The organism is Dictyobacter sp. Z7_2, from assembly GCF_057551105.1.
The window spans coordinates 2328250-2349233 of record NZ_BAAJPE010000001.1 but is presented as its reverse complement, the minus strand read 5'-3'; the positions used below and the strand labels follow the sequence as shown (position 1 = coordinate 2349233).

At 47.2% G+C, this 20984-nt stretch carries 13 protein-coding genes; 7 read left to right on the top strand and 6 right to left on the bottom strand.

Features of this window, described 5'->3' with window-relative positions; all coding sequences use genetic code 11:
- Positions 1-34 precede the first annotated feature (34 nt).
- From AC27N8_RS09275 to AC27N8_RS09265, 3 genes are all read right to left on the bottom strand, one after another.
- Positions 35-982, bottom strand: coding sequence for an ABC transporter ATP-binding protein (locus AC27N8_RS09275; RefSeq protein WP_487066232.1), 948 nt, complete (start codon positions 980-982; stop codon positions 35-37).
- A gap of 79 nt (positions 983-1061) precedes the next feature.
- A complete protein-coding gene (locus AC27N8_RS09270; protein WP_487066230.1) occupies positions 1062-1667 on the bottom strand; it encodes a hypothetical protein in 606 nt (201 codons plus the stop codon).
- A gap of 170 nt (positions 1668-1837) precedes the next feature.
- Entirely contained in the window at positions 1838-5266 is a 3429-nt protein-coding gene (locus AC27N8_RS09265) for an Eco57I restriction-modification methylase domain-containing protein (protein WP_487066228.1), read from the bottom strand.
- 165 nt (positions 5267-5431) lie between these two features.
- Here AC27N8_RS09265 and AC27N8_RS09260 point away from each other — a divergent pair, with 165 nt between their 5' ends.
- From AC27N8_RS09260 to AC27N8_RS09245, 4 genes are all read left to right on the top strand, one after another.
- Positions 5432-6115 (top strand): TetR/AcrR family transcriptional regulator, encoded by a 684-nt coding sequence (locus AC27N8_RS09260; protein WP_487066226.1) that lies wholly within the window; start codon positions 5432-5434, stop codon positions 6113-6115.
- Positions 6112-7767 (top strand): MDR family MFS transporter, encoded by a 1656-nt coding sequence (locus AC27N8_RS09255; protein ID WP_487066224.1) that lies wholly within the window; start codon positions 6112-6114, stop codon positions 7765-7767. The genes AC27N8_RS09260 and AC27N8_RS09255 overlap by 4 nt, the downstream gene beginning before the upstream one ends.
- Positions 7764-9404 (top strand): CocE/NonD family hydrolase, encoded by a 1641-nt coding sequence (locus AC27N8_RS09250; protein ID WP_487066222.1) that lies wholly within the window; start codon positions 7764-7766, stop codon positions 9402-9404. Before AC27N8_RS09255 ends, AC27N8_RS09250 begins: the two co-directional genes overlap by 4 nt.
- Positions 9405-9807: 403 nt before the next feature.
- Positions 9808-10698, top strand: coding sequence for a fumarylacetoacetate hydrolase family protein (locus tag AC27N8_RS09245; protein ID WP_487066220.1), 891 nt, complete (start codon positions 9808-9810; stop codon positions 10696-10698).
- A gap of 240 nt (positions 10699-10938) precedes the next feature.
- On the opposite strand, the gene AC27N8_RS09240 is transcribed toward AC27N8_RS09245, so the two are convergent.
- Both AC27N8_RS09240 and AC27N8_RS09235 read right to left on the bottom strand, forming a co-directional pair.
- Positions 10939-13386, bottom strand: a complete 2448-nt coding sequence (locus tag AC27N8_RS09240; protein ID WP_487066218.1) for a hypothetical protein — start codon at positions 13384-13386, stop codon at positions 10939-10941.
- Positions 13387-15337: 1951 nt separating this feature from the next.
- A complete protein-coding gene (locus tag AC27N8_RS09235) occupies positions 15338-16636 on the bottom strand; it encodes a hypothetical protein (protein ID WP_487066216.1) in 1299 nt (432 codons plus the stop codon).
- Between the two features lie 416 nt (positions 16637-17052).
- Here AC27N8_RS09235 and AC27N8_RS09230 point away from each other — a divergent pair, with 416 nt between their 5' ends.
- Together AC27N8_RS09230 and AC27N8_RS09225 are read left to right on the top strand one after the other, a co-directional pair.
- Entirely contained in the window at positions 17053-18486 is a 1434-nt protein-coding gene (locus tag AC27N8_RS09230) for an MFS transporter (protein ID WP_487066214.1), read from the top strand.
- 446 nt (positions 18487-18932) lie between these two features.
- Entirely contained in the window at positions 18933-19088 is a 156-nt protein-coding gene (locus tag AC27N8_RS09225) for a DUF5679 domain-containing protein (RefSeq protein WP_487066212.1), read from the top strand.
- A gap of 85 nt (positions 19089-19173) precedes the next feature.
- Here the strand turns inward: AC27N8_RS09225 and AC27N8_RS09220 are convergent, their stop codons facing one another.
- Positions 19174-20145 (bottom strand): serine/threonine protein kinase, encoded by a 972-nt coding sequence (locus AC27N8_RS09220; protein WP_487066210.1) that lies wholly within the window; start codon positions 20143-20145, stop codon positions 19174-19176.
- A gap of 204 nt (positions 20146-20349) precedes the next feature.
- On the opposite strand from AC27N8_RS09220, the gene AC27N8_RS09215 reads away from it, so the two are divergent.
- The gene (locus AC27N8_RS09215; protein WP_487066208.1) at positions 20350-20982 is read left to right on the top strand and encodes a TetR/AcrR family transcriptional regulator; all 633 of its coding nucleotides are present in this window, start codon (positions 20350-20352) and stop codon (positions 20980-20982) included.
- Positions 20983-20984: the final 2 nt, after the last annotated feature.

Here is a 20984-nt window from a genome sequence, read left to right as displayed (position 1 = left end):
CGTATGCCTGCGATAAAAGCCGTCCATAGAACACCTATGATGGCCCCCCCTCTAAAGCACTCAAAACTTCAGCCAGATCAGCGCCACGTATCCGAAAACCATTGACAGTTGTTGCTTGCAAAACCAAACGCATCAAATCATCAGGAACAACATGACCACGAAGAAAAAGGGAGAGACCACTCGCAGTCCGTTCAATACGTAATACGCCATCGACATCGGCCAGAGCATTTGTGATAACTGCAGCAGCAGCCGAGGAACATTCAATATCCAGACAACTTCCAGCGCGAGCGACCAGGATAGAGGGAGCCTCACTGATTAATAACCTACCGTTTCTCAAGACAACCACCTCATCGCAGAGAGCCAGAGCCTCATCCAGATAATTGGTCGAGACAATGATCGTCGTCCCAGTCGACTTAAGAAAACGCAAATGAGACCAGATTGCATGCCGAGCTTCTACATCCACGCCAAGGGTAGGCTCGTCGATAATCAACAAATCAGGAGCATGGAGCAGAGCACGTGCGATAGCCACACGCCTACGCAGGCCACCTGATAAAATATTGACGCGATCGTTAGCGCGGTCAGAAAGAGATAATAACGCAAGGACTTCTTTGATCCTACTTTTAGGATCGGATATGTGATATAAGGAGGCGGCAAAGCGCAGATTTTCAAACGTAGTAAGCTCATCATAAAGAGCCGTCTCCTGAAAGACAACGCCCAGTCGCTGCCGAAGTTTACTTCCGCGCACAGGAAACTTCTGATCAAAGACCATAATAGATCCACTTGAAGATTGGCGTAATCCAGTGATCAGACTAAGTAAAGTTGTCTTTCCCGCTCCATTGGGACCAAGGATGCCTGTAATAGTACCTTGCTTCATCGTAAGTGTAATATGGGATAAAAGTTGTCGCTTTCCAATCTGATAGGAAACGTCATCAAAACGGACAGCAAACAAAGGAAGAGAGCCATGATACATGTTGGTCCTCACATCAAATAATTCCATCAAGTAGCTGGAGCGCGCCAGGATAGAGCACACATTATCATCATTTACATAATTCTATCGGCACTCATTCATTATATTCAATTAAAGGCAATCCCAGCAATTGAGCACCGGCCTGAGCACGAACAAGATCGGCATCGGGAGCCAGCAACTTATCATTAGCGGGAGTATGAAAGACGCGAGCTGCGATCTGAAAACCTGCTTTCGCAATCCCTTTACGCGAAGCATGATTGGAAGACTGATGGATAATCCAGAAGCGCTCAGATCCGCTCACCTCACGTAAAATTATCTCCTGCAACAGGCGAGGGTAAAATCCCTGGCCACGCCAGGGTAACATGGTGACAAAATGATACAAATAGAGTTCGTCCGCTGACAAATCAAATGATACACTCGGACTCCCAAACGCTGCACGATTACGAGCCAACCAACCATAAGCAACCACAGTATCATGCAGATATGCTATCATGGGACTATGTTGCGCACGATAGCGCTCCTCAACGCTTTTAATAGGAATATTTGAAAGCCTGGCCACAAAGGGTACATCTTCAGACGTTGCCACATGCCAACCTGCCAATGGAGACATGAGAGGCAGTTCATCACCTCTCCACCAGGTCCAAAGATACCCAACTCGCTCAAGCCTGCCAGGACTATCACGCCGATTAAGTTTTTGCATAAACCTTGGTACTCCTACCATGTTATTTCGTTTCATTGACACAACGGATTACAGCATATAAAAAGCATATTACATTGTTTTTATTATCGCACATCATCAATAGGCACTTATACCTTCCATACCTCATCCTGAACCTGATAAAAAGGCACGAAAGCATAGCCAGAAACAATTCACATAAACGCATTTATAGATCGAGTATGTTCCTGACAGACCAGCCAACTTTCTTCAACGGTTCCTTCTGTTTGCCATGAAAGCAAGCGTGGACCTAACCGCGTCGCAATCTCTGCGGGGAATTGCCAGTCTTCAAGTTGAAATATCTCGCGTCCGACGTATTTCAATCTTGCAAAAGCGAGTAAAGTCAACGACGTCTGCCTCAATTCAAAGGGTTTGTGTTTATCAACACGCCAGAAGCCTTTCGCATTCTGAGGATCATCACGTAAAATCCAGCAAAGATCCTCATATTCCAGGCCATATAGATCGGCCACCAGAGCATCTAATATACAGCGGAGACGGAGACGTTCATGGTCGGTAACAGCCCAGAGTTGGAGCCAGTGATACTGTCCCAGAGTCGGATACAATACCCGCAATTCCAGCCACTGCGGAGCAAAGCGAGGCATGATCAAGTTCAGACGTGCCGCCAATTGAGCACAGATAGTTGGACACAATATATCAGGAGCCAGCAATGGTACCTCAGCAATCACAAAATAGTTCAAATGCAGTCCACCCAGACGGCAGCGCACAGCATAGTCAAACACAAAAGAATTCAAGTTAGCAAGCAGAGCGAGGACACTTATTAGATCTCCGCAGGCTGGTTGCAAGATCGGGACAACATTACCGCAAGGCAAGCCCGAGATAAATGTCGCATACATAGAGCGTGCATTAGTGGCAGAACTAATATCCATAAAACCGATCTTATTGCCCAAACACGATGTTTCTCTAGACTGATAAATTGTCTGAGACATTAAATACTGTGGCTCAAATATTTTGTTAGCCCAGGGAATACCGCGCCAGCAAGCTCGACGACCAGTCCCGGATACCCATCCTTTTTCTGCAGGATCAAAGGAGCCAACCATACGTCCTTCATAGACAGGCAATGCTTGAGAGCCATCAGGATGTATCCAACGTCCGTAGAGATCGGGGGAATAGCCACACCGCTGCCATAGAGGAAGCGGAGCAAAGAGCGACACATCATTAGTCATATCAAACTCGCGTCCATAATGAATAAGCCAGCTCTGTGCAGTCAGTGCATCCAACAAGACTCCGCTGGAATAAAGCTTCTCAAGCACGGAGATATCCTCGGGATTCTGAGTTTCAATAATAGTCAGAGAAGCAGGGCTAAAGTACGCGATCTGCTGGCGTGATAAGGTCAGCAGATCAGATGTGCAACGTTCCAGGGCTGAGACATGTTCCTGTTGGAAGGAAACACGCAGATGGTTGGTTACTCCTTCTTTTTTGATGAGTAAAGCGACGAACTTAAAGGAAGTATGAATATCGAAGATACGCTGGCGATTACAAAAACCAAAGAGCAACAACCAGTTACACTGATCCAGGAAGAGACGTCTGAGTGCGGCCGCACCTTGATCTGTGTAGATGCTAGCCGGACATATCATGCCCAGATAGCCATGTGCTCTCAAAAGATAATGTGAGACCTCCAAAAAAAGCTTATAAGTATTCAAATCGACGGAGCCTTGATATCGAAAAGGAACTTCTCGATCTTCAGGGCAGGCATATTTGACCCAATTGCTCATGCATTTAAAGTGCGCCTGATAATTAACCCAGGCGCGTTCAATCTTAAAATCCTGCTGAAAGATATGCATCTGTTCAGAGAGCGCTTCTTGCTTCCCATATAATATATAAAGAGGGTCATAAAGCCGGAAAAATTCGCGCGAGCTAAGCTTGCTCGTCTCCCAGGGAGGATTCGCAAGGATTGCATCAAAACCTGGTGCTGACCGATGAAAAACCTCCGGAAACTCAAGTTCCCAATGGAAAAAGCAGAGTTTCGCAGCCAACGCTGCCACAATCTGATTGGTCAAGGATGTAGCCGGTTTATGCAGGCTATAAGAGGCTGGAGTTGGTACATGAGCGAGTTGATCAATTGGCCAAAACCAGATAGCGCACCACTCATCAAACCTCGCCTTGAGGTCATGAACAGAGGCACATGTAGCATTCTCCGCCATAGAGACTGGTTCGGATTGAGACCATACATTCATCAGAGCCAGCCATTGCGGCCGAATAATCTCATCGCGCATCGTATGTAAGGCCCGTGTCTGTAGGCCAGTTTGATAATGAACGCCAGAAACATGATCCTTATCGCCGCCATCACGCATCCAGGCGAGCAAAGGATAATCATCATAAGTACAAGACCAGGCTCCGATAAGTGCATTTCCAACTTTGATATGCTGCTCCAAATATGTAAAAGGTATATGACTATCGGAAAGATCAATCCATAAACAGATACGTGCCAGTTCAATCGCCAGCGGAGAAAAATCCACACCATACAGACAACGCTCGGCGATCTGACGCCGCAGATGTTGCTTGATAATCTGCTCCGGAGATGACAGATCCAGGAGATGATAATAGCACATTGAGCGATATGTGATATCTGTCAGATAGCGCAACGCTGCCAGTAGAAATGAGCCCGATCCACAAGCAGGATCACAAATCTTCAGAGAGAGAATCTCTTCAGGCAACCGAGGAATCGTTTGATCATCAGAGCTAAAAGTTAGAGGAAACAATGTCTTCTTTACCAGAGCACAGGCCAACGGTAAACCAGTATAAAAGGAGCCAGAACCTTTGCGTGTACCGCTCTGGCGAGCAAGAGAAAATGGAGTCAGGTTAGCCATATAGATCTCTTGTTCGGCGCATAAAGGCGCAGAAAATTGAGTGGTAGATTGCAGATGAAAAGAGAGCAATCCTTGATAGATCTGGCCAATATATTCAGGGCAAATCTCAGCCATATCGCGATCAATCTCAGCGTAAAAAGGTTGCTTTTGTGATGATGGAAGAGAGAGAATCTCTTGGATTGCTTCAAGTAAATCCAGGGTCAAAGTATCTGAAATAGATGGCATATCCAGCGCCTCAAAGAGGGAGATCGCACGTACAACTGCATCCAAACTATCCCCGGAACCAGGCCGAAAAAGAGTCCCTCCATAAGAGGGAAAAGAGAGCTGATCGTGACAAAATCCAGCATGAATCATGGCAAATAAATGTAACAAATGTGACCACGCATCTGAGGAATCATCGCATAAATGTGTGGTGGAACCACGCAATCTTGCCAACAAAAAAGTCAGACTATAGCATCGAAAATAGAGAGGATTAGAACACGGAAATAGGTCTCGCGACTCCGCTAAGAAAATAATGACCAGACGCAAAATGATGCGAATCATCGCCTGATACAGAGCATCTAACAGGCAAGATTGATCGATACGACTACCATCAGGACCACAGGAAATAGTATCCAGTAAATGCCAATTTCTCTGGACCATCTGATTCAGTGCCGTAACAAGTACAGATGCAGGTTTAGCAATACGCTTACTTGAGAGGGCGTATTTTCTCTGTGACCAATCTAGATCGTCTATCGCACTCTCATCTCCATTCATTGCATATCCTCTCTCATCATCAAGGTCAGAAAACAAGCATCCTCTCTTTACTATACACAGATCGTCAGGCAGGCAGGATTTGCATATTTACTACTTGCATTTTCGATGCACTTAGTGTAATATTTTACCAGGTAAACTTATTTGTAATGATAACAAAGGATGCGTATGAAGACAACAGAAACTGAGATGGGGCTGCGCGAGCGTAAACGTGCGACGACGCGTGCCGCCCTTGAACGTATTGCCATAGAGATGGCACTAGAACAGGGTTACGAGCGAGCGACCGTTGAGGCAATCTGTGCAGCAGGTATGGTCTCACGCCGTACTTTCTTCAACTACTTTGGCACCAAGGAGGGCGCATTCATCGGCCCCCCGACTCCAGATCCCGATGAGCAGGCCACGGATGCCTTTGTGCATCGGGGCAGCGACAACATCATCACCGATCTTGCCAGGACCATGACTGCCACCGCATTGGACCACGAAGTCGATAACGATCTCATCCTCAAGCGAGGTCGACTGATCCAGGCAACACCTGAGTTGTGGGAAGCTCTGATGGTCAGGATGCGCGACAGTGAAGATCTCTTCGTGGCGCTCGTCTTGCGCCGGTTCGCGGCCGAAGGACGGCCCAAAGATAGCAACAACGACGAGGCCGAGGCACGTATGATTGCTACTCTGGGAATGGGAGTTGTGCAGTTCATGATGCGCGAATGGCAGGAATCGGGATTGGAGATCTCTCTGTCCGAAGTGCGCGACCACGCGATTGCGCTCGTGGAACGTGCACTCTTGCCAGCGTCTCTGCGCGATCTGGCAAATCCAGGCAAAACTACCACAAATAACAGAGGCAATCAATGACTCAAACAAACGATGCGGTGGTCGCCTCATCTAGCGACGTCGATAAGAAGGACATCCTTCTTGTTTTCATAGGCCTCGTGATAGCCGAACTCTTGTCGTCACTCAACGAGACCATCTTCTCTACCGCGTTGCCAACCATCGTCGGTCAGTTGCACGGCGTCGACCAGATGCTGTGGGTGATGACTGCCTACCTTTTAACCTCCACGATCGTGCTGCCAATATACGGCAAAATTGGTGATCTGATCGGTCGCAAGGGACTCTTCATCGGCGCGATCGCAATCTTCATCGGCGGCTCCACTATTGGTGGCTTCGCTGGCAATATGACGTCGTTGATTATCGGTCGCGCAGTACAAGGCATAGGTGGCGGCGGGCTAATGATCCTGTCTGAAACTATCGTCGCCGACGTGGTACCTGCACGTCAGCGAGGTCGGTATATAGGTATCATCGGAGCTGTATTTGTGCTGTCCTCAATTGCTGGGCCACTCGTCGGCGGCTGGCTTACTGATGGACCTGGCTGGCGTTGGGGCCTCTGGATGAACATCCCACTCGGTATCCTGGCCATCGCCTCTACGGCGATCTTTATGCAACTGCCGAAGATCGCGATCAGTAAACCGCGAATGGACTGGATCGGCATGGGGCTGCTCACCATTACATTAACCTGCCTTGTGCTCGTAACGACGTGGGGCGGCACGATCTACGCTTGGGGCTCAGTGCACATCATCTCTCTGATCGTCACAGTTGTCGTCGCTGGTGCACTGTTTGTGTTGGTCGAACACCGCACAGCAGAGCCAGTGATGCCACTCACTCTATTCAAGGATCGCAACTTTAACCTGACCACCATTACTGGTCTCATCATCGGCATCGCAATGTTTGGCACGGACAGCTATATGCCCACATACCTGCAAATGGCCACCGGCGTAAACGCCACCCAGGCAGGTATGTTCATGCTCCCGTTGCTGCTCGCTCTGATGATCGTCTCAATTGCCACTGGCGAACTGGTCAATAGAATCGGTCATTATAAATGGTTGCCAATCACCGGCGCCACAATCGTCGCCGTGTCACTGTTTCTTCTCTCCATGATGACCGCAGATCTACCAGTTTGGATGCTGTGCAGCTATCTGGCAGTGATGGGAATAGGACTGGGTGCCTGCATGCAGATCCTGGTGGTAATTGTGCAAAACTCATTCCCAGCATCGATGGTCGGCACCGCAACGGCGTCAAACAACTACTTCCGCCAAATTGGTGCTTTGATAGGTGCTTCGATTGTCGGTAGCCTCTTCGCTACCCGGCTCGTCCACCTGCTCGCTGGCCGGATGGTGGGCGGATCGAACTCGATCACCCCCGAACTCGTGAAAAGCCTACCACAGCCAATCCACCATATTATCGTGGAGGCATACAACGACGCACTCGCCCCTATCTTCTTATTCCTAATCCCAATCGTTGTCATTGCAGTCCTTCTCCTCTGCTTTGTAGAGGAGAAGCCGCTCGCCACCACCGTCGAACATGACATCCGACCAGAATTCCTGGATAACAATGGTAGGAATGACGGAGCACTGGCTGACACCAGTTCCTCCACTGATACCCGAACATTTATGGACTCGCAGACCGAAATTGAACACCATATAGTGAAAAACAGGAGTACTTCGTCATGAGTATAGCTAGCCGCCTCTTAAGCTGGTACTTACATTTTCCGCCAGCTGAGACCCACAATATTGTCATTACCCGCAATATTCCCATTTCAATGCCTGATGGGACAGTCTTATACGCCGACCACTATACGCCGCGCCGGGGTCCCAAACGTCCAACAATTCTGGTGCGTTCGTCCTATGGTCGCAAAGGCTTTGTCCGCGCCCTCATGGTCATGCCATATGTTGAACGCGGTTATCAGGTCTTGCTGCAAAGCTGTCGGGGGACGGGAGGGTCTGAAGGGAAATTTGCCTATGTGAGCAATGAGCGAGAAGATGGCCTGGCGACAATAGCCTGGATCAAGCAGCAGCCCTGGTTTACAGGCGAATTGGCCCTGATTGGGGCCAGTTATCTGGGCGTGGTACAGTGGGCGGTGGCGGCAGAGGCTGGTCCAGAGCTCAAGGCCATCGTACCACAAATTACCACGTCAGATTTTCATCATTTTCGCTTCCAGGGAGGCTCACTTAACCTGGAAACCTCCCTGGACTGGTCCACGTCAATGACCGGAAAGTTGATAGAGAGAGGCGGTTTAGCTGGTCTACTGGCGATGCAAAGGCAGCAGCGCGGATTGAAGAAAGCTTACATGCATCTGCCTTTAGGAGAAGCGGATCAGGTAGCGATTGGGGAGAAATCGGAAGCCTATCAGGATCGGATTCGCTATGCCGAGGATGATCCACGCTGGGCAGTGGTTATGTTCCGCGATAAATTGGCGGAGGTCACAGCTCCAGCCTATTTAATGAGTGGTTGGTACGATCTGTTCCTGGCCCCCCAATTGGAAGATTTTCAGATTTTACAGCAAGCTGGGAAGCAACCATATCTCTTAATTGGTCCATGGGTGCATGGAGAACCGGATGGTGGTGCGGCAGCGGTGCGCGAAGGTCTGGCCTGGTTGCATGCACATATTACGGATAAGCAATCTGATCTACGTGAAAAGCCTGTACGCCTCTTTATCATGGGTACGAAGAAGTGGCGCGATTTTGACGCCTGGCCACCGCCAGCTCAGCCCACGACCTGGTACTTGCAGGCTCAAGGTGGTCTGGCCCCGGTACAGCCATCCGTCTCCGAGCCAGACACGTATCGCTATGATCCAGCCGATCCTACGCCTGCCATCGGTGGCAATTCATTAGGAGTTGCCGGAGCAAAAGATAATCGCAAACTGGAGGCACGAACCGATGTATTAGTCTATACCAGCACAATTTTACAGGAAGATCTCGAAGTAATTGGCCCAGTGAAAGCTGAACTGTTTGTACGTTCCAGCCTGGAACATACCGATTTCTTTGCCAGACTTTGTGTGGTCGAGGCTTCGGGAAAGTCGATTAATCTTTGCGACGGCATTCTGCGTCTGACGCCAGGCAGATCAGTTCCTCAGGAGGATGGCAGCTTGCACATACATATCGAGCTCTGGCCCACAGCCTATCATTTTCGCAAAGGTCAGCGTTTGCGCATACAAGTTTCTAGTGGAGCACACCCACGTTTCGCGCGAAATCTGGGCACGGGCGAGCCGCTAGCAACTGGCACAAAATTGCAGGTCGCTAGCCAGACCGTTTATCACGACCCCACACATCCTTCACGAATTATTCTACCTGTGACCACAAACGCATAATTTAAATTCAGTAGCTGGAGGCAAGCTCACGGCTCTCCACGCGAGTCCCCTGGAGCTTGCCACTAGAGGACTCGCATGTGAAAGATTCCAATGCTCGCGTGAGCGTGACATACCCACCTCCTGAAAAAGGAGGAAATTGCATGCCAAGGGCATGCAGAGAACTAAAAAGCCCTGATCAGGCAGCTAGCTAACCTTGACACCGAGATAAGGGACATGGTACGTTTCGAACAAGTCGTCAAACTCAAGTTGAGTTTAACATCGCACCGATGACTTACATTGCATCGAAGGAAAACTGAGATCCGTTGGCAGAGGTGCCATATGCCCAAAAGGAAGCATGATCGATCATGCAGGATACCTACAGACGTGGGCATTGATTCAAATACATTCAGGAGACAGAATATTTATGCGTCTACTTACATTTCATTCACCAACTGGCCTACGACTGGGCATAAAAACAGAGCAAGGCATTATTGACGTAGCGGCAGCGCGTGAAGTATTCAAAGAGAACGTATCCACTCAAAGTATCCCAACCACCTTTGAGGAACTCTGTAGTGGAGAGGAAGTAAATCTTGAGGGTTTAAGTGACCTCATCGCTGCCAGTAAGGACCAGAGTGGCAGCTGGCTCCTGGTAGAAGAAACCATTAAATATGGTCCAAGCGCATCTCGTACGGGAAAAATTATCTGTATAGGACTCAATTATCGGCGCCATGCGGCTGAATCGAACAAACCGGTGCCAGAATCTCCAATCATCTTCGCCAAATATGCAAATGCGCTGGCAGGTTCGGGTGAAGAGATTCCACTCCCATCTTCAGCAGAGAAATATGACTACGAAGCAGAGCTTGCCTTCATCATCGGACGCCGAGCCCATAATATTAGCCCGGATGAAGCGCTCAACTACGTGCTTGGATATACCAATGGGCATGATCTCAGCGCACGTGATCTCCAGTTTCGCACCTCTCAATGGATGCTAGGAAAGATAGGAGACAAATTTCTTCCTGTTGGACCTTATCTAGTCACCAGCGATGAGGTAGCAGATCCACAAAACCTGAGTATCAAACTCTGGCGCAATGGAGTAATTCGTCAGGACTCAAATACATCTGACATGGTCTTCAACGTTGCTTATCTCATCAGCTATCTCAGCCAATATCTCACACTAGAGCCCGGAGATATTATCAGCACCGGTACGCCAGAAGGGGTTATAGACGGACATCACGAATATGGCTGGCTCAAAGCCGGTGATGAAATCAGCATCGAAGTAGGAAATCTTGGACGACTCACCAATGTCATGAGCTAAGATAGAATATAAAGTGACCAGATAAAAAGGTTGTCCACTTACCAGAAGAGCTATCTGGAGCTTCAATTACTCAGTAAGCAAGCAGCCTTTTTATTTTGATAGAAGCATTTCACTACACTGGATGTATTTCTTATAGTTTTTTTCAACGTGATAATTGATTCTTCAGGAAATAACTTCTCCTCTTCATCAAGAGTACTCAGAACCCGTTGAAGCGCTCAGGGCTAAAGCATACAAGTATCATTATGAGCGTTTTTTGTATTTTTTAGTACGGATCTTCTGACCACTATTAATCAGGGTATGCATTTCGCCAGCAAACGCACGATAGCTCATACTAGAAAAGCGGTTGATTAGTTCTTGCGTTTCCACATCGGGTTTATTTTGCTGATAAAATTTACAACGAGAAGTAAAGAAAGCTCCGGGATTTTGTAGGGACTCATGGCCTGGCTCATGCATAGCAAGTATGGTATCAATAAACCCGGACATAACTACCTCGGGCTGATATTTATCTAATAATTTTTCATTTTGTTTATTGACCTTAGCAGTATTTTCGCCATTGTCGCTATCAAAGACAGTGGTTAAAAATTGAGCGCCGCTAATACGTAACGTATCGTTATTAAATATATTATTAAATAATATATTAATATTACGGTTACGTAATACGTAATAGAAAGCTTCCAGATAATCTTCCGGGTCTACCTCGGCGGGTATCCGTAAAGGTTTAATTTCCGGTTGATACATCGCGATAAAGTCTTCCTGTTGGCGACGTCGATACGCTTCTGGATGGGCCTCAGAGGCATTTCCATCTTCTACTGGTAAACTTTCCTCGAGGGAAGACTCTTGAGCAGATGAGTCTCCTTTTGGTTGTGAAAGAGAAGACTCCTGTGATTGATTGTCTACCTGAACAGACTTTAAAGTCTTCCTTGTGATAACTTTGGCGGTAGACTCTTCATAATTGTGGTCTACTTCTTTATCATTTGTTGTTGTATAAGAGTCTACCTCTTCAGCTGCTTTTCTGTCTGCTGCAAGTTCATCCTCTGTTTGAGGCTGATATGTGGCAACCATTGGCTCAGGTCGATAGGTATTGCGTTGAAGTTCCAGATCAAGTTTATATTCGCGTCCAGTCAGGCCAAATACATAGCTGCAAGCGCTATCACCATTGATATTATAAAGCGCTGAGACCCTTTTGATGATACTGATTTCAACTGCTCTCCATAGGTATGGCTTCATACGTGCGAAGTAGCTAGTACCATATGAACGCTCATAATGAACATTCATATGGTCATAAATTAAATTGAAAAAGCTTCTTGGTAAAAGCATTGCATCCCAATCAATCTCATCGCACTCAAACACCTGACCATAGAACTCCATCATATCAATGATAGAGTTCATCTCCCTGGTGCACAGGTAACAGATATAACCACGCTCCTGTTTAACAATCTCGTGTGACTGATTTTGGCTATCGTTCTCATCATTTGGGTAGACTCTCGGCTCATTATTTGGGGGGTCTACCTGGGGGGGAGACTCCGTTTCCCCTATATCGGATTGATTATTACCTGGAGAGTCTACCTGAGGGGTAGACTCTCCTTCCACTTTGGAGGGTATTTCAACTTGTATGGGTCTTGTTTCTCCTCCTATATAGGATTGTTGTACCGGGGAAGAGTCTACCTGAGGGGTAGACTCTTCCTCCACTTTGGAGGATACTTTTGCCTGTACCGGGGTAGACTTTCTGGCTTTTTTGTGAACGGATACTCGGGCCGCATGACTTTTCTCTTTAGTTTGGAATGGGAGCTGCGTTTGGTACTGTTTGGCTGTACTATTGCCGCCGCTTGTACTCTGTTGTTGGGAGGTAGAAGTCTGCCCTATGGAGGTAGACCCAGATCTTTTTTCCGCTTGGGCTACAGTTCCCTGCCTGGAAAAGACAAACTTGTGAATTACTTCTTTCATCAGGCGTAAGGCGAGATGTTTTCCTTGCTCTGCTTCAATACCTTCTGATTGGATTACCTCAATCATTGATCCCATCAGTAAATGATGCAGGTTTATATCGCGCTCAGAAGGGCGAGAGAGGCTTTCTGTTGGCTGTTCCACCTCAGATATCAAATTGTAGAAGATAAGCCGTTCTTTGACTCTCCTGGCGAACTGACGCACCTTTGGGCGGCTTTTCACGATGAGCTTGTCGAGTGCGTGTAAATTTTCTGGTAGTGTATATGTCTTAAGCGGAAATACAAGCATATTTCCGCTGCTATGTTTGTGTCGGTAGAGGAATCCCAGAGATATCAATACGCTTACATATTTATGTGTTGTATCATATCCCCACTGTATGGCTTTTGCGAGCAAGCGAATCGTACGTGTACTAATCACGGCGACGCGCTCCCCTAATGCCTCCAGGTTCGGGAGTACGTTCTGGATGACCTTGGCATGCTGGAGTATTCGGCTGAGAAATTCTATTCCGCTATTAGGTAAGATTTTAGAGATTATTTCCAGGGTGTATGGATCGATTTGTTCATAGGCATTCCCGCAATCCTGCGCGAGCAGAGCCAGTAGAGGATCGAAGACCTCCTCATCTGACTGCCTTCGATCTGCAACAACCGTACTATTTTTCATATACGTCTCCGCTTCTTCATTGACGGATTTCAACGGTAAACAACTAGCCTTTTTTGGGTTTATAAATTGCTCGCATTGTTCAACCACTACGTACCTCCCCACAGTGTCACATCTGTTTCTCACTGCATAGTTGTTTTGTGTTTTCTCATCGCAATGTATCGTTCGTAAGCATTACTGCTCATGTTTTTAGTCGTTTAAGTGCCAGAAAAATTTCGTGTATTGACTATGCATTCCCTGCTACCTTTCCGCATCCAGTCGTGATGTACATGTTACCCCGCATAATCGATTTTTACTAGTGGGTATATGGTCTATTCGTCACTTATTACTCGGAGACTTTTACGCACAAAAATGCACCTAACAATGGTGGGGTTTTCTCCTAACCACGGTGGGGTTTTCTCCTAACCACGGTGGGGTTTTCATTTTTTCACACAGTACTTTTGTACAGTATTCAATCTACAGTGTATTTGCTCCCTTGCTTGGCGCTCAAAACAGGCCATTACTATCTTTTCTCCCATCGCTCCTCTATCTATTTGCCTCTATATTTCACCTTATCTATACTGATTCGTGCAAACCAATTTGAGTAAGTTCAATATGCTAGTTGACAAAATTATTATTGTTTCGCTATCTTGTACAATATTATCTGTAGAAATGCACCGGACCCTGGTGGGGTTTTTGAAGAATCAAAAAAGCTTAAAAATCATCACTATTTATATATTCATAATCGATTCTATGACTTGAATGCTCCCAACCCCGGTGGGGTACGCTATATAGAAATATATAGAATTTCTCCAGACCCCGGTGGGGTTATTTGCTATATGGATCTGTGAAAATGCACCAGACCCCGGTGGGGTTTTTGGAAGATAAAATTTCGAAAATGCACCGAACCATGGTGGGGATAGGAGTACCACTGGATCATAGGAATGCGCCGGACCCTGGTGGGGTTGTTAGAAATCGAGAGTTGTAGGAATGCGCCGGACCCTGGTGGGGTTCCTTGTCAGAAATTCTACAAAAATGCACCGGACCCTGGTGGGGCTCTTGAGCTCATGGCTGATTTTTAAGTTTTTTTTCTGCGTGAAGGTAGTAAAAATGGGCTAGGTATCTTTCAAAATATCTTCTGAGCTAATCTTTAGCTTATGGAACGCCAGGAGCGCGACGAAATAGTTATTCCCTCTCTATGCTTTGAGGATAGTGGCTGATGTAAATCATCATGTCTCTCAAGTACTCTCAATTACTTTTTCTGAAAATGCACCGGACCCCGGTGGGGTTAATTGAAATGTAGCAATATAATCTGTTCCTATATATAGGTATATTTTCTAAAAGCAGCAAAATTTTTAATATTTTAGATAGATGCATTTTTATCATCTCAGCTTTTGAAAATGCACCGAACCATGGTGGGGTAATCATAGGTAAGAGATCATAAAAATGCACCGGACCCTGGTGGGGTTTCTTTTATCCACGACTCCCAAAAATGCGCCGGACCCTGATGGGGTTTCTGTACAGAGAGATCATAAAAATGCGCCGGACTCTGGTGGGGTTTCTGTGGATCGAAAACCCTAAAAATGCACCAGACCCTGATGGGGTTGTAATAGCCGAAAAAAGCAGAAATGCACCGAACCCTGGTGGGGTTTTTGATTGGTACTTCGCTAGTTTTGTTCGCTGGCACTAATGCGATTTTGAGCTTGTGAAGTATACAAACTAAGGCGTTTTTGCCACCGCTCTATACGAGTAATAGTTACTATCCACTAACGGTAGCAGAAGAATATCTGGCTTTGGAAGGCGGATATTACGTCTTTTATGGGCTGTTTTAGCTGCATGGCCTGCCTGATGGATGGCTATTTAAAGGGCTATCTGATGCTGAAAACGACGACTATGCGCCCGACCCTGGTGGGGTTCTGGCCTTTTGTGTCGATAAAAATGCGCCGGACCCTGGTGGGGTCGGACGCATTGGCCTGGTATTTGAGGATAATCAGCAGGACATTAAGAGAGCTTTTTACGATGTTTCTCTATGAAATGCACCGAACCCTGGTGGGGAAGCCCATTAAAACTGTTCGCGCTCGCGTGTACGTGTCTTGCGCAAGCGTTTTTTCGAAGGATTATTCATTGCCTGATACTCTTGTATCAATTTTATTGGAGGCAAGATCTCCCAACGTGATGCTAACCAATCCTTGCTCCAGCGTGTCTGGTTCCTATCGACGTCCGTCAGACAATACTGTTTTCCAATGATCCCCATCGCCTCTAATTTCTCCAGAGCTGCCTCTACGCTAGGCACGAAGCGTGAAGTCATATGGCGTTCATCCACTGAAACCATGCTGGACAGTAACAGTTCAGACATCATAATAGGCGTACTGAAATCTCCCTGCTTGGCTTGCTCCCGCCAGCGCTCAGTCAGATAGAGTGCGATGCGTAAGGCATAGCGATCATTTTGAGGATTGAGCTTGAAGATCTGGCTATCCACCTCAGCTAGATAATAATTCTGATTCTGCTCATAGGTGCTGATCCAATCGCCCGGCGATACCAGAAAGCCCACGATGATTCTTTCATTGAGCAGCGTCTTGCGGCTCACTACGGAGTAGCGCATGTATGGTCCATCGACCTGGATGGAGACGGATTTGCCTTTCACGGTGATCGTACAGTTGCCTCGCACGTTGCAGGAGGCTAATAAGGCGAGATCCTGGAGGACTCTCTGCTTTTGTTCTGTTCGATAGCCATCGGTGTAACGCTTGGTCGTGCCTGGATGAGCTACGCGGCTATGCTTTTTGACTCCCTGCCATTGGAGAATCTCCTCTAAGAGGATGGCTACACTGCCATTTTTTGCCACTTGATGGTTATACCTGCGGATATTCCACAGCCCGAGGATGATCCGTGCGGCCAGGACAGTACTTTCGCTCAGCTGCCGAATCTGCTTGAGCGCCTGAGGTAGCTCCAATGGTCGCTCAGGTGTCCCTAAATAAACTTCCAGGGTGTTGGAGGCCAGATATGATATCTCTCCGTCCCCGGGTTTCCACATATTCTTTTGCGCTAGAGAGGCTTCTCTTACCGCTTGATCTGGGCGGTAGTTGGTGACTTTGATGTTCTCAGGAATGTAGGGCATGACGTTTTCAAAAAGAGTATTCTCGCTCTCAATTTCTACGCCATCCAGAATATGCGCAATATATTCTGTTGCTTCTTCCTCTGTCATGTAGTCTGTAATGTCCGCGAAGGTTTGATCAAGCAGTGCCGAAACTTCACTTGTGCTGCCAGGCTCGGCTTCGACTTCCGTTTCAACTTCTTCGGGCATCTCGGAAGCTACAGTCTTTGTTGGGACAAGATGAAGCTCCTGTTGTTGATGTTTATCCATCAAAAAATCCCTTCAGGATACTTGACATAGGCCATATAAATTCGTCAATGCGTGCGCAAAAATTGGTTCTATCACCATTGTACCGAACATAATTGCATCTGTTGGATGATAGCTTGCGACGGAAGGTCTCGTGTTAACATTCTGCGCAGGCTCCCTTTATCTCTTACCCTCATATTTGCGTCCTTGTGGGTAGGGTAGCATATTGTACGGCTCTTGTGAAGTGGCTAAGAGATCCTAAATGCTGCTTCTTGCTCTCTCTGGTAGGAATTTAGCTGGCCTGATTGTGCGCTTTTCGCACCTTCGCGAGGAATGATGATATGATTATGCGTCTGGATGTGATTAGAGATGTGGTTAGGGAAGTCTTTGTATCGTTATAACAAATAGTGTTTTGTCTCAATAAAAAAATGGATAAACGTGTGAAGCCGCATCTTCTCAATGAACAAAAAATAGCTGAGCAAAAAAGCTCTTTATGTAGGCCAGATTCCCTGACGACTGCATCTGGTTCGCTTGCTCTTTCGCCTGCGCGTATTGAGAATGCTGATTATTCCTCCATCTATACCAGCATTTTTTCTACTCTGTTACTGCGTATCACCAGTCGTGTGAGTTTTGTATTGCTCGGTTTCTATCTGGGTGCACATTTCTCCTCGGCGGCGATGGTCGCTTTAGTCCTGGAGTCTTTTTATATTACTGAACTCCTGCTGGCTCCTGTGGCCGGTAGTCTTTCTGATCGTTTTGGACGCAAGCCATTTTTGTTGCTTGCGCCTCTCTGCGGCTCACTGGCCGCTTTATGTCTGTGGGTCAGCACCTGGATCTATCCACGTCCCATTTTCACTCACGTGCATGGGCCGCTGCTTCTGCTGCTGGCTTTGATTTTGTGCGGACGCTTGCTGGAGGGGGTCACGACTGCTTTGAATACTCCTGCCAGCCTGGGATATATTACTGATGCGACTGCTGGCCTCTCCAGGCTGCGTACAAAGGTAATGACAGCCTTCGAGGTGGCTACTGTTGGAGGCATCGCGCTCGCCATCCCTTTTGGTGGCCTGATTAGCAAATGGATGGGGAATCGAGGCTTTCTGGTTGTCATTGGCCTGCACATCTTTAATGCCATTGTTATCGCTATCTATCTCAGGGAGAAGAGTTATCATGAGCAGCAGGCCAACAAATATAACTCTCTCACTGAAAGTGTAAAGATGCTGCGTGATAAGCACATTTTTACGTTTCTGCCGGCCTGGCTCTCCATCAATACGCTGGTTGGTGCCTGGATCACTCTGATTGTGATTATGTTGACCTATGCTAATCCTGCGGCCGACCGACGTTATCCGCATCAATTGTTGTATGGCGGCTTTAGCAAGGATACAGCGACATTAACTTTTGGTGGGTTTTGCCTGTTCTTCTTGCTCGGGATGGCGATCTGGATACAGATTACGCCACGTTTACGACGGACCACCATTATGCTGATCGGCCTGGCAGGACTTGTGCTATGTATTCTCTCGCTAACGCTGATCAATAGCCTGGGTGAGAACCTCTCAACGCTCACTGCACACGATTATCAGGTACTTTTTCCACTACTGTTTGTACTGTTGATCGGGACAATTCTTTTAAGCGGCTTTACACCTGCTTCTCTGAATCAACTGGCTGCTATCGCTGAGCATAAAATGGGCAAGGGTGGCGCGGTAATGGGACTTTATTCTGTGGTGCTCGGAGTTGGCCAGTTAATCGGAGCTTCTCTAGGAGGCGTCTGTATCGATTATGGAGGCTTTTACGGCTTGATGGCTTTCTCTGCCGTTTTAGGGGTCTTCTCCCTTTGTAGCGTCCTTTACATGCGCATCTATCGGCATGATCTCATCTAAGCTGTGCTTCTGCTGGCCTTGCCTGGCCCATCTGATGTGCCAGATATGTGCTTGCAGACGCACACGCAAGCGGAAGAGCCTCGCTCCAGAGGCTCTCCGATGGGACTATTCTCCCTATTAACACAGCTTGCTTGTTGAAAATCTGTTGTTCAGGTGTATACTCATATCTAGCGCAGCATTTTCTTTTGAGATGCTGATGCTATAGTAACGTAATCGAAGGCATCAGTTGTCAAAAGCATAAAGTCATCTGGGAGTAGTTTCTTTGCTGGCAGTATCTCAGGACGCTCCAGTAACGGCTCTAGAAATCCAATTGGTATTTTGAACTGTGTTCCTGAGTCTTCTTGAGGTTGTAATTCGTTACAACAACATAAGTGCATGATTGCCTCCTGGCATTAGGCTCATGCATCAGCTGGATACATACAAATATTAGCGAGGAGATAAAGATAATGGCAGATATCGCATATTGTGTGAAATGCAAAGAAAAAAGAGATATGAAGGACCCCCATCAGATTACTATGAAAAATGGTAAGCCTGCACTGCAAGGTACCTGTACTGTCTGTGGTACAAAACTGACACGTATCCTTTCAAGCCAGAAAGCCTAATCGTATACCACGATTGAAAGTCCCACTGCTACTATTCAAGCAAGTGGGACTTTTTTTGTGCCTGCGACGATATTGGATAGGAGATCTAGTCGCGCTTGAAGTTGAGCGGCGACTTAAACTGCATTTTTACGTTTGCCTTGATCGGAGGAATTTCTGGAGCTTCTGGAGCTGTTAATTGCCCTTTCGCTTGCGCAATCTTATAGGACCATTCGAGCTCCTCTGCAAAGCGTTTCACGCTGGGAAAGCGTTTACCGCCATCTTTTTCGAGCGTGCGGAGGATGACCTTTTCGACATTCTCTGGGCAGTAGACACCGCTCTCTTTGAATGCTGGAGGCGCTACGAAGAGGTGCTGATGAGTTATTTCATAGAATGAGCCCTTAAAGGGCCAGGAGCCGCTGAGCCATTCGTAGACCATGATGCCAAGCGCATACTGATCGCTCCGACGAGATGGTTTTCCCTGAAGCTGTTCTGGTGCTGCGTACGGCGTTGTGCCTTCAAATGCGCGTAGTGAGGAGATAATCGGGCTCAGGCTATGTGAGACGATAGTCGTGCCGAAATCACTGAGCATAATCTCGTTGTTTGGGCCTATCAGGAGATTGTGCGGCTTGATGTCTCGATGGACTAATCCTCGATCGTGAAGGTATTGCAAGGCTTGTACAATCGGCTGGATAAGCTGGATAACTTCTTCCAGTGCGATACGTGTCCCTTTGGGGTAGCGTTGACGTAAGCTACCATGTGGAGCATATTTCATGACCAGAAACGCCACATCATCTTCAATCCCAAAATTAAGTATGGGCACAATGTGTGGATGCTCTAGTTTCGTTAATGCAGCTGTTTGGGTGAGGAACTTCTCGGCGCTCTCGCCGGTCCAACGACCGTAGAGCAGCTTCAGTGCTACCTGGGTATGCTCTTTTTCATCGTAGGCCAGAAAAACCTCTGAAAAGTCGCTCTTGCCCAGAAGCTGCTCTATATGGTAGTTCCCAAGACGCTCATATGTAAATTGACCATTATTCATTTTACTGGCTGTGTGCCAACTCCTCGCATAAGTAAGGAGCAAACATGCTTCTTGCTTAGCTTAAATTGTACTTGTCGACGCGAATAATTGTCAACTAAACAGCTCCGAGTCCCCTAAATAGCTACGAGATTCTCCTGGATGCTTGACAAAACATGACTTAAGCGTTAATATGATGACTGGTAAGTCATAATTTAGAACGTATAGTCAATGCTTTTCTTTTTATGCATGCAGTGAGGAGACAGCCGTATGGAAGCACCCCAGCATCTTTCTCTGAAGGAGAGACAGCGCCGTGAGCGAGAAGATTTAATCTTGCAGGCGGCTGAAGATGTGTTGCTGGAAAAAGGCTATCGCGATACATCCATGGATGAGATCGCGGCTCGGGTAGGTATTGCCAAGGGAACCTTATATTTACATTTTGCGAAAAAAGAAGATTTAATGCTCGCCTTTTTTCGGCGCGAGATGCAGCAAATTTTGGATGAGTTCAGATTGATATGCGCCGAACCCAAGAGTCCTCAAGCCAAATTAGAGGCTATCGTGCGCTCGTTACATCAGAAGCCCTTTGATCGTCATGGACATCTGCTATTCATTCTCATCAACAACGAAGATTTCCAGATCACCTTAAAGCAGCAATCGAAATCGGTCCTGAGAGAGATCTCGAATGAAGTCTCGACCGTCCTGGACGAAGGGAAAGCGCTCGGAGACTTTGACGCAGCCATCCCAACGCCCATCATGGTCGGGAGCTTTTTCAGTCTTTTCTCGCCACTGATCTACCGTTTCCAATCCTCTGGATCGTACTCGCACGCTGACGTTGTGCGCTTCATCGAATGTATCTATTTTCGAGGTATTGGAGGGAAGTACACGCTCAAAATCTCATCATGAGA